16 protein-coding genes are annotated in these 15,184 nt (G+C 63.2%); 8 read left to right on the top strand and 8 right to left on the bottom strand.

Annotated features, from left to right (window positions below; translation table 11 throughout):
* Window positions 1-104: 104 nt before the first annotated feature.
* Together NKI05_RS22025 and NKI05_RS22020 are read left to right on the top strand one after the other, a co-directional pair.
* Window positions 105-845 carry a Bax inhibitor-1/YccA family protein gene (locus NKI05_RS22025; RefSeq protein ID WP_023671726.1) on the top strand — a complete coding sequence of 247 codons (741 nt, stop codon included), beginning with the start codon at window positions 105-107 and terminating at the stop codon, window positions 843-845.
* 117 nt (window positions 846-962) lie between these two features.
* On the top strand, window positions 963-1,544 hold the full coding sequence (locus NKI05_RS22020; protein WP_023698867.1) for a GNAT family N-acetyltransferase: 582 nt from the start codon (window positions 963-965) through the stop codon (window positions 1,542-1,544).
* 104 nt (window positions 1,545-1,648) lie between these two features.
* Here the strand turns inward: NKI05_RS22020 and NKI05_RS22015 are convergent, their stop codons facing one another.
* The 3 genes from NKI05_RS22015 to acnA form a co-directional block, all read right to left on the bottom strand.
* Window positions 1,649-2,035: a DUF2794 domain-containing protein gene (locus NKI05_RS22015; RefSeq protein ID WP_023683844.1), complete on the bottom strand. Its 387-nt coding sequence runs from the start codon at window positions 2,033-2,035 to the stop codon at window positions 1,649-1,651.
* A gap of 610 nt (window positions 2,036-2,645) precedes the next feature.
* Entirely contained in the window at window positions 2,646-3,425 is a 780-nt protein-coding gene (locus tag NKI05_RS22010; RefSeq protein WP_023671730.1) for a DUF1223 domain-containing protein, read from the bottom strand.
* 370 nt (window positions 3,426-3,795) lie between these two features.
* Complete coding sequence (gene acnA / locus NKI05_RS22005) at window positions 3,796-6,486, bottom strand: aconitate hydratase AcnA (RefSeq protein WP_023745430.1); 2,691 nt, start codon at window positions 6,484-6,486, stop codon at window positions 3,796-3,798.
* Window positions 6,487-6,771: 285 nt separating this feature from the next.
* On the opposite strand from acnA, the gene ccmA reads away from it, so the two are divergent.
* The 4 genes from ccmA to NKI05_RS21985 all read left to right on the top strand — a co-directional run bounded on the left by ccmA (window position 6,772) and on the right by NKI05_RS21985 (window position 9,164).
* On the top strand, window positions 6,772-7,377 hold the full coding sequence (gene ccmA, locus NKI05_RS22000; RefSeq protein WP_023671732.1) for a heme ABC exporter ATP-binding protein CcmA: 606 nt from the start codon (window positions 6,772-6,774) through the stop codon (window positions 7,375-7,377).
* A gap of 229 nt (window positions 7,378-7,606) precedes the next feature.
* Complete coding sequence (gene ccmB / locus NKI05_RS21995; RefSeq protein ID WP_023698868.1) at window positions 7,607-8,272, top strand: heme exporter protein CcmB; 666 nt, start codon at window positions 7,607-7,609, stop codon at window positions 8,270-8,272.
* 122 nt (window positions 8,273-8,394) lie between these two features.
* Window positions 8,395-8,586, top strand: coding sequence for a heme exporter protein CcmD (ccmD, locus tag NKI05_RS21990; RefSeq protein ID WP_023671735.1), 192 nt, complete (start codon window positions 8,395-8,397; stop codon window positions 8,584-8,586).
* Window positions 8,583-9,164, top strand: a complete 582-nt coding sequence (locus NKI05_RS21985; RefSeq protein WP_023671736.1) for a DsbE family thiol:disulfide interchange protein — start codon at window positions 8,583-8,585, stop codon at window positions 9,162-9,164. The genes ccmD and NKI05_RS21985 overlap by 4 nt, the downstream gene beginning before the upstream one ends.
* Window positions 9,165-9,346: 182 nt before the next feature.
* Here NKI05_RS21985 and NKI05_RS21980 read toward each other — a convergent pair whose 3' ends face one another.
* Entirely contained in the window at window positions 9,347-9,514 is a 168-nt protein-coding gene (locus NKI05_RS21980) for a hypothetical protein (protein WP_023671737.1), read from the bottom strand.
* Window positions 9,515-9,800: 286 nt separating this feature from the next.
* Here NKI05_RS21980 and NKI05_RS21975 point away from each other — a divergent pair, with 286 nt between their 5' ends.
* Together NKI05_RS21975 and NKI05_RS21970 are read left to right on the top strand one after the other, a co-directional pair.
* Window positions 9,801-10,721: an SMP-30/gluconolactonase/LRE family protein gene (locus NKI05_RS21975; RefSeq protein ID WP_023671738.1), complete on the top strand. Its 921-nt coding sequence runs from the start codon at window positions 9,801-9,803 to the stop codon at window positions 10,719-10,721.
* 164 nt (window positions 10,722-10,885) lie between these two features.
* Window positions 10,886-11,092, top strand: a complete 207-nt coding sequence (locus tag NKI05_RS21970) for a tautomerase family protein (protein ID WP_023683852.1) — start codon at window positions 10,886-10,888, stop codon at window positions 11,090-11,092.
* An 83-nt stretch (window positions 11,093-11,175) separates the two neighbouring features.
* On the opposite strand, the gene NKI05_RS21965 is transcribed toward NKI05_RS21970, so the two are convergent.
* From NKI05_RS21965 to ftsY, 4 genes are all read right to left on the bottom strand, one after another.
* A complete protein-coding gene (locus tag NKI05_RS21965) occupies window positions 11,176-11,724 on the bottom strand; it encodes an NADPH-dependent FMN reductase (RefSeq protein WP_023683853.1) in 549 nt (182 codons plus the stop codon).
* A 59-nt stretch (window positions 11,725-11,783) separates the two neighbouring features.
* The gene (locus NKI05_RS21960) at window positions 11,784-12,404 is read right to left on the bottom strand and encodes a pyridoxamine 5'-phosphate oxidase family protein (protein ID WP_023683854.1); all 621 of its coding nucleotides are present in this window, start codon (window positions 12,402-12,404) and stop codon (window positions 11,784-11,786) included.
* Between the two features lie 60 nt (window positions 12,405-12,464).
* Window positions 12,465-13,136 (bottom strand): septation protein A, encoded by a 672-nt coding sequence (locus NKI05_RS21955; RefSeq protein WP_023687683.1) that lies wholly within the window; start codon window positions 13,134-13,136, stop codon window positions 12,465-12,467.
* 61 nt (window positions 13,137-13,197) lie between these two features.
* Entirely contained in the window at window positions 13,198-15,180 is a 1,983-nt protein-coding gene (ftsY, locus tag NKI05_RS21950; protein ID WP_352500498.1) for a signal recognition particle-docking protein FtsY, read from the bottom strand.
* Between the last annotated feature and the right edge of the window lie 4 nt (window positions 15,181-15,184).

Here is a 15,184-nt window from a genome sequence, read left to right as displayed (position 1 = left end):
CAAGAACCATCATATTTCGCCACAGGCATGCTGGAGCCCCGCCAGCGGCGCCCAGGTCCGAAAGGGCCTGACACCGTACGGGGCAGAAGCAACAGAGGATTCCAATGGCTGAGCCCATTCGCAACTACCAGACTTCGGCCGTGCCGGGCGCGCGCGCCGACATCGACCAAGGCCTGCGCACTTACATGCTCAAGGTCTACAATTTGATGGGGCTTGGCCTCCTCATCACCGGCGTCGCCGCCTGGGGCGCTTTCCAGCTCGCCGTCACCGGCGACGGACAGCTGACCGCTTTCGGCACGCTGATCTATGCCAGCGCCTTCCGCTGGGTGGTCATCCTGGCTCCGCTCGCCGCCGTCTTCTTCCTGTCGTTCAGGATCCAGTCGATGAGCGTGGCCGCGGCGCAAACCACCTTCTGGGTCTATTCGGGCCTGGTCGGCCTGTCGCTGTCGACCATCTTCCTGGTCTACACCGGCGCCTCGATCACTCAGACCTTCTTTGCCACGGCGGCCGCCTTCGGCGCGCTGTCGCTCTACGGCTACACGACCAAGCGCGACCTTTCGGCGTTCGGCTCGTTCCTGGTCATGGGCGTGGTCGGCCTGGTGATCGCCATGCTGATCAACATCTTCCTGCAGTCGTCGGCGCTCGGCTTCGCCATCTCGGCGATCGGCGTGCTGATCTTCGCCGGGCTCACCGCCTATGACACGCAGACCATCAAGGAAATGTACTACGAAGGCGATCAGGCCGACGTTGCCGGCCGCAAGGCGATCATGGGCGCGTTGAGGCTATATCTCGACTTCATCAACCTGTTCATGTTCCTGCTGCAGTTCATGGGCGATCGCCGCTAGGCGGTCTTCCCATCAGGCAACTGGACCAGCTGATATCAAGAGGGCGGCCAACGGCCGCCCTTTTCTTTTGTGCCGGCCTTTGCTGTCATGGAGGCAGATGAATCGTCTGCATAAATCATGAGCACTATTTCCATCCGCGCGGCCTTGGAAGGCGACCTCGGCCGAATCACCGAGATCTACGGCGATGCCGTGACGCATGGCACCGCGAGCTATGAGCTCGAGCCGCCCAGCCGCACTGAGATGGGTGGGCGCTTCGACAGCCTGACGGCGGGGGGCTTTCCCTATCTGGTGGCGGAACGAGATGGCGCGCTGCTCGGCTACGCCTATGCCGGCGCGTTCCGGCCGCGCCCGGCCTACCGCTTCATCGTAGAGGATTCCGTCTATGTCGCGCCTGATGCGAAGGGCCAGGGCGTCGGGCTGCTGCTGATGCAGGCGCTGATTGAAGCCTGCCGTATGGCGGGCTTTCGCCAGATCGTCGCGGTGATCGGTGACGGCCATGCAGACAGCGCCTCGGTGCGGCTGCATGAAAAGCTCGGCTTTCGCCATTCCGGTCGCCTGGAAGGCTCCGGCTACAAGCATGGGCGCTGGCTTGACACGGTGTTCATGCAGCTGTCGCTGAATGGCGGCGCAACGGTTCCGCCCGATCCGCATTCGCTGCCGGAGCGGAAGTTTCGTGAGAGCCTGAGGAGCGGGAATTGAGGAGTTGAAGAACTGAAGAATTGAGGATTTGAATAGCAACAAACCCGGCGGTATTTCGACCGTTACATCCTCTTTTTTCAATTCTTCAATTCCCCAATTCTCAATTAGGCCTGGACAATCTTCAGCTTAGCATCGAAGACGTTGAGCACGCGACCGAGTTCCTGGCCGCGCTTGAGGATTCGGCCGCCGGCGGCGATGACGGCGAAGGCGCCTTGCCGGCGCGCCAGTTTCGGATCCTTGACGATCTGGAACAGCGGCACTTCGCTGGCCCGGCGGAAGACTGAAAACACAGCCCGATCAGACAGATGATCGATGGCATAGTCGCGCCATTCGTTGGCGGCGACCATGCGTCCGTACAGCCTCAGGATCTCATCGAGTTCACGCCGGTCGAAACGGACCGGCTGGTCGAGGCGTTCGCGTCGCGCCTCGTGCAGCGGGATCAATATTGCGGATGCGTCCCCATCCTCCGTCCCACCGCTGCGATCGGTCATCCCGCGATCCCTTTGAAAATGAATCTCGCTTGCAGAAGTTGGCGTGTTCGCCGTGGAATTGCAAGGCCCGGCTAACCATCCCGGGACCGCGCTGTTTTCGCAACGTCCAGTCACTTTTATAAAACGCGGTGTTTGAATTGGTGATGCCTCGCCACATTTCCGCCCTTTTTTATCCGCGCTCATGCCCCAATGTCCGACGAATTTACCGGCGTTGCCTGAGACGGTTCGGTCCGGCACCGGCTCGTAAACCCCAAGCCCCCCGCCCACGGGTCTGCGTCGGATCGAACCAACCTCGGACTTTCCTCAGGGAGAGACCGGGTGCGACGATCCCAAAGCCTAAATGACCGACGTCAGAAGCAAGCTGACGTCGGTTTTTTTGTTGGGCGGCGCCAGACACTTGTCGTCGTGATCCTTCACACCCCCCTCTGTCCTGCCGGACATCTCCCCGCAAGGGTGGAGATCAGATTTCGCGTTTGCTTTCGCCAATCTCAAACGTGGGACAGGATGGCGGATGTGGCGAAGCTGCCAATCTCCCTCCTTGCGGGGGAGATGGCCGGCAGGCCAGAGGGGGGTGCTGTCCCGCCGATATCAAAAGGTATGGACCAGCCTCTTAAGGCTTGTGAATAAACGCCGCGCCCAGAATAGGCCCCGGCAGGCCGTCCTTGCCAACCGATTGCAGCAGCACGGCGCAGCCGCCTTTCTTGGCGATCTCGGTCATCGGCAATTCGTAGCGCTGCGCCTTGCCGTGCCACATGCCGGCGGTCTGGATGCCGGTGACGGCGTTCCAGTAGGTCATGCTGCGGCCGGTGTTCTCGCCCTTGGCGATGGTCACCGTCTGCGGTGGTTCGAAATAGACGATGACGACATGGGCGTCGCTCGGGCCGCTACCGGCGTCGCCGGCATCGATCATGACGCGATCGCTGGTGCGGCTGACCTTGACGCTGACCCGCATGCCTTCACCGGATTTCTCCATGCGGGCAAGCGCGCCGTCGACCTCCTTGCGGCTGGCGCCGTTGACATGGCTGCGACCATTGATGACGGCTTGCGGCGTGTAGACGGAGCGGGTGCCGAAGGCGCGCATATAGTCATATTGCCGGTCGGTATTGTCCTTGCTGCTCAGCGTGTCCTGCCAGCCGAGATAGTCCCAGTAATTGACGTGGTAGGCGAGCGCGACGACGTTGTCCTTGGCCGCCAGCTCGGCAAAGAAAGCGTCCGCCGGCGGGCAGGAATTGCAGCCCTGGCTGGTGAACAGCTCGACCACGCCCAAGGGCCTGTCAATCTGCGGTTTGTCGGTCTGGGTCGTTCCCGATTCCTCGGCGAACCCGGTCCCGGCAAGCGCCGAGAAGGCCAGCGCAAAAGCCGCAAGCCGCAGAGGTTGTCGAGGTGCCATGATCGTTCCGATTCCCGCCGGTGACGCCGGCCTTGTTCTGGTTGCCCAGATTTGTGGCAGAAGCGACAGTCAACGGGAAGTCACGTTGCGGTGAAATTTTTGCTGCCGCAACCATGGGTATGGCATCACAGGGGGAGCACTTCACCGCCCGGTTCGATCGGGAGCATGGCATCAGGAGCGTGGGGCAGATCTTGCTGAGCCCAGCCGGTTTTTACTCCTGTCGTACAGGGCGGGGCTTCGATCGGGTCGGGCAATGCTTTGGAAAGACTGGGAGTAGGGAGTAGGGAGTAGGGAGTAGGGAGTAGGGAGTAGGGAGTAGGGGATGTCGTTCCCCGCTACCGCCCAATCCCTACTGCCTAAGCCCTGGCCGCTACGCGGCCAGATCGCGCAGCACGTATTGCAAAATGCCGCCATTCTTGAAGTAGTCGAGTTCGTCCAGCGTATCGATGCGGCAGATGATCGGCACGTTCTTCACGGTGCCGTCGCCATAGGTCACCTTGGCGATCATCGTCTGGCGTGGCTTGATGGTGCTTATGCCGTCGATCTCGACCAGCTCGTCACCCTTGAGGTTGAGCGAGGCCCATGAGGTGCCTTCCTCGAAGACGAAGGGGATGACGCCCATGCCGACTAGGTTGGAGCGATGGATGCGCTCGAAGGACTGGGCGATGACGGCACGGACACCGAGGAGATTCGTTCCTTTAGCTGCCCAGTCGCGCGAGGAGCCGTTGCCGTATTCGACGCCGGCGAAGATGACCAGCGGCACGCCTTCCTTTTTGTATCTCATCGCCGCGTCGTAGATCGATTCCTCTTCCTTCGACGGGTAGTGGATGGTGTAGCCGCCCTCGCGGCCGTTCTCGCCCAGCATGTGGTTGCGGATGCGGATGTTGGCGAAGGTGCCGCGCATCATCACCTCATGGTTGCCGCGCCTTGTGCCGTACTGGTTGAAGTCGGCAACGCCGACGCCATGGTCGGTGAGGTATTTGCCGGCCGGGGAAGCGGCCTTGATCGAACCCGCCGGTGAGATGTGATCGGTGGTGATCTTGTCGCCGAACAGGCCGAGCACGCGCGCGCCCTTGATGTCGCCGATCTTGCCGAAACCGGAGGTCATGCCGGCGAAATAGGGCGGGTTCTGCACATAGGTCGAGTTGTCGTCCCAGGCATAGGTCTGGCCTTCCGGCGCCTTGACGTTCTGCCAGTATTCGTCGCCCTTGAAGACGTCGGCATATTTGCGGGCGAATAGCTCACGTGTGACGTTCTTCTCGATGAACTCCTGGATCTCGGCCGAACTCGGCCAGATATCCCTGAGATAGACCGGCTTGCCGTCGCGGCCTTCGCCGAGTGGCTCGGTGGTCAGGTCCTTGGTGACGGTGCCGGCCAAAGCATGGGCTACCACCAGCGGCGGCGACGCCAGATAGTTCGCCTGCACGTCAGGTGAAACACGGCCTTCGAAGTTGCGGTTGCCGGAGAGCACTGCGGCGGCGATCAGGCCCTTATCGTTGATGGTCTTGGAGATCGGCGCCGGCAGCGGGCCGGAATTGCCGATGCAGGTGGTGCAGCCGAAACCAACCAGGTTGAAGCCGATCTGGTCGAGCTCCTTCTGCAGGCCGGACTTTTCCAGATATTCGGCGACCACCTGGCTGCCCGGCGCCAGCGAGGTCTTCACCCACGGCTTCTGCTTGAGGCCGAGCCGGTTGGCGTTGCGCGCCAAAAGGCCGGCGCCGATCAGCACGCTCGGGTTGGAGGTGTTGGTGCAGGACGTGATGGCGGCAATGACGACATCGCCATGACCGAGATCATGGTCGGTGCCTTCGACGGCATAGCGCTTGTGGATTTCGGCAGCCTTCTTGTACTCGGTTTCCATCGCCTTTGCGAAGCCGGCCGGAATGCCTTCGAGCGGAACGCGGCCTTCGGGGCGCTTGGGACCTGCCATCGACGGCACGACGCTGTCGAGCTCGAGTTCGAGCAGGTCAGTGAAGACAGGGTCGGCCGAGCCGGCGTCACGCCACATGCCTTGCGCCTTGGAATAGGCCTCGACCAGGGCGATGCGGCTTTCCTCGCGGCCCGACATTGTGAGGTAGCGGATGGTCTCGCCGTCGACCGGGAAGAAGCCGCAGGTGGCGCCATATTCGGGCGCCATGTTGCCGATGGTGGCGCGGTCGGCCAGCGTCATGTTGGACAGGCCCGGGCCGAAGAACTCGACGAACTTGCCGACGACGCCCTTCTTGCGCAGCATCTGGGTGACGGTCAGTACGAGGTCGGTGGCGGTGATGCCCTCCCTGAGCTTGCCGGTAAGGCGGAAGCCGATGACTTCGGGCAACAGCATGGAAACCGGCTGGCCGAGCATCGCCGCCTCGGCCTCGATACCGCCGACGCCCCAGCCGAGCACGCCAAGGCCGTTGATCATAGTGGTGTGCGAATCGGTGCCGACGCAGGTGTCGGGATAGGCGGTCGTTCCGCCGTCTTCCGTGTTGGTCCAGACGACCTGACCGAGATATTCGAGGTTGACCTGATGGCAGATGCCGGTGCCGGGCGGCACGACGCGAAAATTGCGGAACGCCTGCTGGCCCCATTTCAGGAATTTATAGCGCTCTTCGTTGCGCTCATATTCGAGCTCGACATTCCTGGCAAAGGCCAGTGGCGTGCCGAATTCGTCGACGATGACGGAGTGGTCGATGACGAGGTCGACCGGCACCAGCGGATTGATCTTCTGCGGATCGCCGCCGAGCGCCTTGAGGCCGTCGCGCATGGCGGCCAAGTCGACCACCGCCGGGACGCCGGTGAAATCCTGCATCAGGACACGCGCGGGGCGATAGGCGATCTCGACGCCGGCGGTGCCCTTGTCGGTCAGCCAGCCGGCAACAGCCTGGATAGAGTCCTTGGTGACGGAGCGGCCGTCTTCATTGCGCAAAAGGTTTTCCAGCAGCACCTTCATCGAATAAGGCAGCTGGGCAATGCCGGTGAGGCCGTTCCTCTCGGCCTCGACCAGATTGTAATAGACATAGTCCGCGCCACCCACGGTGAGGGTGCGGCGGCAATTGAAACTGTCGAGGGATTTTGACACGTGCGGTCCGTCCTTGTCTGTTCAGCCTGAAAGGGAACGGACGCCGATGGGCATGCAATCACGCGCAAAGGTGCGGGTACGGCCATTTCCGCTGTCCGTTCCCAGCCAACCCGAGCCGTTCAAGGCGGCGCGTGCGCTGGTTCGGCGCAAATTCTGTTCCCGTGCCGACCGCTGGCACGGATGTCCCGCATATAGAGAATTTTCTGGAATAGTTCTAGACAGTTGCGGAGCAAATTTGTGCGATGCGGCAGCTATCGCGCGGTAAAGTTTTCGGGACGGGCAGGCATGCGGCTGATTGCCGAAAATCTGGGCGGCGAACGCGGCGGCGAGACGGTCTTTTCCGGCATCGGTTTTGCGCTCGACAAGGGCCAGGTGCTGGTCGTCACCGGGCCGAACGGCTCGGGCAAATCGACGCTGCTCAGGGTCATCGCCGGGCTGCTGCCGAAGGCGCAAGGCGATGTGCGCATCGAGGGCGGCGAGAGGTTTCCGACGATCGCTTCGGCGGTCCACTATCTCGGCCACCTCAATGCAATGAAGACGGCGCTCAGCGTGGCGGAGGATCTGCGCTTCTGGCGCGATTTCAACGGCGATGGGCAGTTGGGTGTCGGAGAGGCGCTGGAGACGGTTGGTCTCGGCGGCATCGGCCATCTGCCTTTCGGCTATCTGTCGACCGGGCAAAGGCGGCGCGCGGCGATTGCGAAATTGCTGGTCAGTCATAAGCCGCTGTGGCTGCTGGATGAGCCGACGGCTGGGCTGGACAAGGCTTCGGAGGCGCGGTTTGCGGGGCTGATGACGAGGCATTGCGCGGAGGGCGGGATTATTGTCGCGGCGACGCACTTGCCGCTGGGATTGGATGGGGCGAAGGAATTGAGGATGGGAGCAACAGGGTGATGTCGGCATTCCCGCCCACCCCCCTCTGCCCTGCCGGGCATCTCCCCCGCAGGGGGGGAGATCAGATGTCATGCCGGCTTTCGCCAATCACCGGCATTGAAAAAGAGGCGTCAGTAACGGAGCTGCCAATCTCCCCCCTTGCGGGGGAGATGTCCGGGAGGACAGAGGGGGGTGTGAAGGAACGCCACCTTCGGCAAGATGGCGATCAAACGGCAGGCGCGGCTTGGCAATGCTAGCCCTCTTCCTGCGCGACATCCGCCTCTCCATCCGGGCCGGCGGCGGAGCGCTCACCAGCGTCATCTTCTTCCTCGCCGTCATCGCCACCATCCCCTTCGGTGTCGGACCGGACCTGAAGCTGCTCGCCCGCATCGGTCCGGCGATCCTTTGGATCGGCGCTCTGCTCGCCTGCCTGCTCGGCCTCGACCGGCTGTTTCAGGCCGATCGCGAAGACGGGTCGCTCGATCTTCTGGTGCTGGGCAATGACCGCCACATGCTGGCGTTGACGGTGCTGGTGAAGTGCCTGGCGCATTGGGCGGGCAGCGTTCTGCCGCTGGTGGTTGCGGCACCTCTGCTGAGCCTGTTCATGAACATGGAGCCGCTCAGCATCGGCGCCACCGCGCTCACGCTGCTGGTCGGCACGCCGGCGATCACTTTCATCGGCGCGGTCGGGGCGGCGGTGGCGGTGGCGCTGCCGCGTGGCGGTCTGCTGATCTCGGTGCTGGTGCTGCCGCTGACCATCCCGGTGCTGATCTTCGGGGTGTCGGCGAGCTACGGCGCGGTGGCCGACCCTGATCCGTTCCTGCAGCCCTTCCTCATTCTTGCCGCGCTGACGCTGTTTCTTGCCGTGCTGGGTCCGGTGGCGGCAGCACTGGCGCTGCGGCATGGAACGGATTGATATGACCGCTGCGGCGCGACGATCAATTGCGAAGCCCCAGCCGCAAAGCTAAGAAAGCCGCAAAGCCATGGGAAGGCCATGATCGAGCACGACGAAGTGACGGTGGAAGGGGAGCGAAGCGCATGAGTGCACACGCACTCTATGTCGCGGCCGCCTATGGCATCACGGTGATCGTGCTGGCCGGGCTGATCGGCTGGATCCTGCTCGACCAGCGGACCCGCAAGCGCGAACTGGCAGACCTCGAAGCGGCCGGCGTGCGGCGTCGCTCGGACAAAGCCGGTACTGGGGCCAGCACTGGGGCCAGCAAGCCATGAGCACGGAAAGCGAAACGACGGCGTCGCCGCGCCGCCGCCTGATCGTGCTGTTGCCGCTGCTGGTTTTTCTCGGCCTCGCCGGATTGTTCCTGTCGCAGCTTTTGTCGGGACGCGATGAGGCGGCAGTGCCGTCGGCGCTGATCGGCCTGCCGGCGCCGCAGACCAACCTGCCGGCGCTGGAAGGGTCAAACCTGCCCGGGCTGGATTCGAAAGCCTTCGCCGGCAAGGTAACGCTGGTCAACGTCTTTGCATCGTGGTGCGCGCCGTGCCGGGAAGAGCATCCGGTGCTCTTGCAGCTGTCGCAGGACAAGCGCTTCGTCATGGCCGCGCTAAACTACAAGGACCAAGCGCAAAACGCGCGCCGGTTCCTTGGTGATCTCGGCAATCCGTTCCAGGCGATAGGTGTCGACGAGGCCGGCCGCACGGCCATCGACTGGGGCGTCTACGGCGTGCCGGAAACCTTCGTCATCGGCAAGGACGGCAAGATTGCCTACAAGCATGTCGGGCCGCTGACAGGGGAGTCGGCGAGGGATGTTCTGTTGCCGCAGATTGAAAAGGCGCTCGCGGCACCGAGCTGACGTTGGCGCCATGCCCCCTCATCGGGCCGCTACGCGCCCCCTCCCCGTGGGGGAGAAGAGGGAAGCATCGGCACAGGCTAGCTCCTCTCCCCGGGGGGAGAGGTCGGATTGCCCGAATTGCTCATGCAATTCGGTTTGGCAATCCGGGTGAGGGGGCGGTGCCCCGCTGAGGTCTGAAATGCTCAGCCGTAGATCTGCCTGTGGACCTGGTAGAGCATTTCCGAGCGGTCGGCGCGCAGGTCGGCCAGATCGCGGCTCGTCAGGTTTTCGATTTCCGCGACGAGGCGGTTATAGTGGCGGCGCTTGGCCATCGAGGTGCGCGCGCGGGAGAAGAGGTTGTCAAAAGCCATAGCAAGGGTCCTTTCGTGCCGCATATCAGCGGTGAATTTGTTCCTCCCTTGGTCGTTCGCACCATGACATAGGAATGGTGCGATGCAAAAAGAAGATGTTGCAATGCACCATTGCACAGGGCGCATAGCGGGTTAATACAGCGCTCCAGCACCATAAACGGCCGGACAGGCTGGCGGGCCATGCCGGCCGGGCACCTTTTGTCTTACAAATTGCGCCTGCGCCACCTTGCCATCGCGCCCGCAGGCTGGCTTGATCCGCGCGTCACGTGATGCCCGGAGGAAATGCATGGCGACCGCAGACTATTACGAAATTCTGGATCCGCGTTTCGCGCGGCTGTTCAACGGCAACGCCCAGGTGGAAAAGCTGTTTACCGGATGTCAGTGGGCGGAAGGGCCGGCCTGGTTCGCCGCCGGCCGCTATGTCGTCTGGTCCGACATCCCCAACAACCGCATGCTGCGCTATGACGAGACCGACGGCAATGTCAGCGTCTTCCGTCAGCCCTCCGGCAATTCCAACGGCAACACCGTCGACCGCCAGGGCCGACTGGTGACGTGCGAGCATTCCGGCCGCCGCGTCAGCCGCACCGAGCATGACGGTTCCGTCACCACCATCGCGGCCGAATGGAAAGGCAAGCGGCTGAATTCGCCCAATGACGCGGTCGTGAAATCCGACGGCTCGATCTGGTTCACCGATCCGAGCTACGGCATCGACACCGACTATGAGGGCGACAAGGCCGAAAGCGAGATCGGCGCTTGCAATGTCTACCGGGTCGATCCGGATACGGGCGAGGTCGAGGCCGTCATCACCGACATGGTCCGGCCGAACGGGCTTGCCTTTTCACTGGATGAAAGCCAGCTCTATGTCGTCGACACCGGCCGCACCCATGGCGCGCAGAACCCCGCGCATATGCGGGTCTTCAACGTCGGCAAGCACGGCAAGAAGGTCTCGGGCGGGAAGGTGTTCGCTGACTGCACGGCCGGTCTATTCGACGGCTTCCGGCTCGACGAGGCCGGCCGCATCTGGACCAGTGCCGCCGACGGCATCCATTGCTACGATCCCGACGGCACGCTGATCGGCAAGGTCAAGGTGCCGGAAGTGACCGCCAATTGCGTGTTCGGCGGCAACAAGCTGAACTGCCTCTACATCGCCGGCACCACGTCGCTCTACATGGTGCGGCTGATGGTGAACGGGGCGAAGACGTATTGAGGCTGCTGGAAACGCTTCTCTGGCGGCCCTTGATGGCGTTTCTGCGCCTGCCGGCGGCGCCTGTAGCGCTGCGGCCGCGGAACCACCGCCAAGCGGTTCGCCGGAGCGGATTTCGAAGCCGCCCAGCGGCGGCGGTATCAGACACAATTCAAGGGGAGGACGTCATGCCATTCGTCAACATCCGCATCGTCAAGGAAGTGATCGCCGCTGATCCCGCTGGCAAGAAGGCCGACATTGCCAAAAAGGTCACGGCGGCGATCATGGACGCCACCGGGCTTAGCAATGACGACGTCTGGGTGGTGTTCGAAGAGGTCAACGCGCGCGACTGGTATGTCGGTGTGACCGATGTCGAGACGTTGCGGAAGGGGTAGCACAGCGGCACGTTGGGGTGCGCCGCACCCTTTCGTTCGTCATCCTAGGGTCTGCGCCGCGTCGCTTCGCTCCTTGCTCCGCCCTAGGATGACGAGGCAACGTTTGCGCGTATAAAACTCGCGAAAACCTGCACCGCTTCGCGCATGGCCCGCAGGTTCTCGTCCTCTCCCAGGATCGCTTCTATCTCCGGCGGTTTCTTGCCGAGCAAGGCAATCTCCAGAACCGCATTCTCACAAAGCGCGAACGACATGGTGCGCATGATCTCGGCCAGCGCGGCGCGGGCATAGAGCGAGCGCGCGGAGGCGTGGGCCAGCATGGCGGGCTTGCCGACTGCGGCGTCGCGCGAGACCAGCCAGTCGAGAGCGTTTTTCATGCCGCCGGGCACGCCATGGGCATATTCGGGGCAGGAGACGATGATGCCATCGGCGCTGGTGACGGCCTCGATCAGCCGCATGGCCTCGGCCGGTGTGCGCTCGCCTTCGTCATCCGGGTTGAAGATCGGCAGCAGGCCGAGCCCGTCATAGACAGTTACGCGGCAATCCGAAGGCGCGTTCGCGGACAGCGCCGCCAGCAGCGCCGAATTGGTCGAGGCGGCGCGCAGGCTGCCGGAGATGGCGAGGAGTTCGATCACGGGGAAACAGGGCTAGGGAAAACCGGCAAAGGACCGCAATGGCGAATCGTACCCGAAATCTACCACAGGGTCTTGCTGTAGGCTTCGTCCAGCGAGCGGTCGAAATCGTCGGCAGTTTCGGCATGCGCCATCTGATCGGACAGGATCTGACCGAGCGTCGGCAACGTCGCGCGGTCGTGCCAGCTGTCCGGCTTCCACAATTCGGAGCGCATGAAGGCCTTGGCGCAGTGCATGTAAGCGGCCTTGACGCTCACCACGACGACGCTTTGCGGTTGCTTGCCGTCGACGGTGAGGCGCTCGCGCAAACCGGCATCGACGGTTATGCGGGCGTCGCCATTGATGCGCAGCGTCTCGTTCATGCCGGGGATGAGAAAAAGCAGCCCGACCGAAGGGTTGAGCAGGATGTTTTCCAGCGTGTCCAGCCGGTTGTTGCCGGGCCGGTCGGGAATGGCGATGGTCCTGTCGTCGAGGACAAGGGCAAAGCCCGGTCTGTCGCCTTTCGGCGTCACGTCGGCATTGCCGGCGCCGTCGGAAGAACCGATCAGCACGAAAGGGCTCTTGCCGATGAAAGAGCGGCAGTGGCCGTCGAGCGCCCTGAGTTCCTTGCGCATCGAGGTGTCGGTCGGCCGCGGGGTCTTGTAGATCGTCCTCAGTTCATCGCGCGTGGTGACGAATTCCATGGCCGTCTCCGTTTATTCTGACGCAATTCCGGACGGCTTCACACTTTTCCTGGAATTGCTCTACTTGCCGGCTTCTTCCACCTTCTCGGCCTTATCCTCGATCGAATGGTGCAGGATCAGCGGCATCTGGCTGAAGGTGAACAACAGGGTGATCGGCATGATGCCCCAGACCTTGAAGGTAACCCAGAAGTCGGTGGAAAAATTCCGCCACACCACTTCATTGGCAAGAGCCAGGAACAGGAAGAACAGGCCCCAGCGGAAAGTCAGCTTGCGCCAGCCTTCGGCATCGAGGCGAAAGGCCGAATCGAAGACATAGCCGAGCAGCGATCGGCCGAAATACAGACCGCCGAGCAGCACGCCGCCGAACAGGGTGTTGACGATGGTCGGCTTCATCTTGATGAACACGTCGTCCTGCAGATAGAGCGTCAGCGCGCCGAAGATGAAGACGACGACGCCCGAGACCATCGGCATGATCGGCAAGGTGCGCAGCAGCAGCCAGGAGGCGATCAGCGCGATCGCCGTCGCCGCCATGAAAAGGCCGGTGGCGACGAAGATCGGCCCGCCGAATTCGGCCAGGACAGGAAATTTCTGCACCAGCCAGGCGCCGCGTGCATTGGCGAAGAAGAACACCATCAGCGGCCCGAGTTCCAGCACCAGCTTGAGCAGCGGATTGACGCTTTCTTTCTTCTTTCGCGGGTCGGACGGGTCGCGTTCGAGGATGGGTGGGTTCATGACTTCCTTCTGACGCATGATCTTGTCCAAAAAGCCGTCAGCTCTTCGGGATCATTGCCTGTTACGCTACGCCGGCGATCGCCCTGGCGAATTCGCCGGCCGAGAATGGTTCGAGGTCGTCGACCTGTTCGCCGACGCCGATGAAGTAGACCGGCAGTTTGTGCTTTGCCGCGATCGCGACCAGAATACCGCCGCGCGCCGTGCCGTCCAGCTTGGTCATCACCAGGCCGTTGACGCCGGCGACATTGCGGAAGATCTCGACCTGATTGAGCGCATTCTGGCCGGTGGTGGCGTCGACCGTCTGCAGCACGGTATGCGGCGCTTCCGGATCGAGCTTGCCCAGCACGCGCACGATCTTTTCCAGCTCCGCCATCAGTTCGGTCTTGTTTTGCAGCCGGCCGGCGGTGTCGATGATCAGTACGTCGGAGCCGGCCTCCTTGGCGCGTTCGAAAGCGTCGTAGGCAAGGCCGGCGGCATCCGCGCCGATCTTCGAGGCGATGACCGGAGACTTCGTCCTCTCGCCCCAGATCTTCAGCTGCTCGATGGCTGCAGCGCGAAAGGTATCGCCGGCGGCCAGCATCACCGACAGGCCACCATCGGTCAGTTTGGCGGCGAGCTTGCCGATGGTCGTGGTCTTGCCGGTGCCGTTGACGCCGACCACCAGAATGACATGCGGCTTGTGCGACAGGTCGAGCTCCAGCGGCATGGCGACATGGGCCAGCACCTTCTCCACCTCGGCCGCCATGATGGTGCGGACATCCGCGTCGGAGACATCCTTGCCGTAGCGGCTGGCAGCGAGGGCATCGGTGACGCGCAAGGCTGTTTCCATGCCCAGATCGGCACGGATCAGCACGTCCTCCAGATCCTGCAGCGTCTCCTCGTCGAGCTTGCGCTTGGTGAAGACGCCGGCGATGTTGCCGGTGAGTTCTTTCGAGGAGCGGGCAAGCCCGTCGCGCATGCGCTGGAACCAGGAGCGTCGAGGCGCCGGTTCGGGCGCCTTTTGCGGCTCGGCTTTCTGCTCGACCTTTTTGGTGACGGTGACTTTGCCGGGAGCTGGTTTTGACTGTGGCGAAGGTTGCGGGGCCGGCGCGGGCGCTAGCTCGGCAACGATGGTCTTGGCTTCGACCGGCGCGGGTACAGCTTCAACCGACGTGCGCTTTACCTCCCCCTTGATGGGGGAGGTCCCAAGCGAAGCTTGGGGGTGGGGGTGATTTGCGCTGGCGTCAGCGCTGTCACCCCACCCCGCCGCTTCGCGTCGACCCTCCCCATCGAGGGGAGGGTGGGGCGCCTCGTCCTTCTCCCCGTGGCTATACGGGGAGAAGGTGCCGGCAGGCGGATGAGGGGCGGCGCTGACCTCTGAGTTAGGCTCTGCGGGAGGCGCGGACGGTTGCGGCACTTCGATCGGGGCGGCCGGTTCTGCTGGAGTCTCGGCAGGCGTCGGCACTTCGACGGGAGCGGGCTCCAGCTGCGGTTCCGGACGCGATGGTTCGATCTCCGGCTCGGCCGGCGCCGGCGGCACTTCTTGGGGCTGCGGCTCGGGAGCCGGCTCCGGAACGGCTGGCGCAGGAACTTCTTCCGGTGCAGGCGGCTCGGGTATCTCCGGCTCAGGCTGCGGTTCTTCTACCGGCGCGGGCTCCGGCAACGGTTCCGGCTCGGATGGGACGACCGGTTCCGGCGCGGGCGGGATGGTCGGCGCGGGTTCGGGCTTCGGTTCTTCTGGCGCCGACTGCGGCGCAGGCTTTACCTCCCCCTCGATGGGGGAGGTCCCAAGCGAAGCTTGGGGGTGGGGGTGAGTGGCGCCGGCGTCGGCGCTCTCACCCCTCCCCGCCACTTCGTGGCGACCCTCCCCATCGAGGGGAGGGTGGGGCGTCGGCGGCTCGGGCTCCTCGCGCTTCAAGAACTCCGGAACGACCTGCTCGGCCGCCGGCTTCAGCGCCTCAAGCGCATCCCATTTGATCGGCGGCAGGGGAGCGGTTTCGTCGATGCGCTCCTCGACGACTTCCTTCTTGCCGAACGAAAATATGTTCTTGAAAAAACCGGCCATGCTT

It is taken from the genome of Mesorhizobium sp. M0771, assembly GCF_040320155.1.
Classification (GTDB): Bacteria; Pseudomonadota; Alphaproteobacteria; order Rhizobiales; family Rhizobiaceae; genus Mesorhizobium.
Note: the sequence above shows the minus strand (reverse complement) of the source record. Positions and strands in the feature narration are given on the sequence as shown.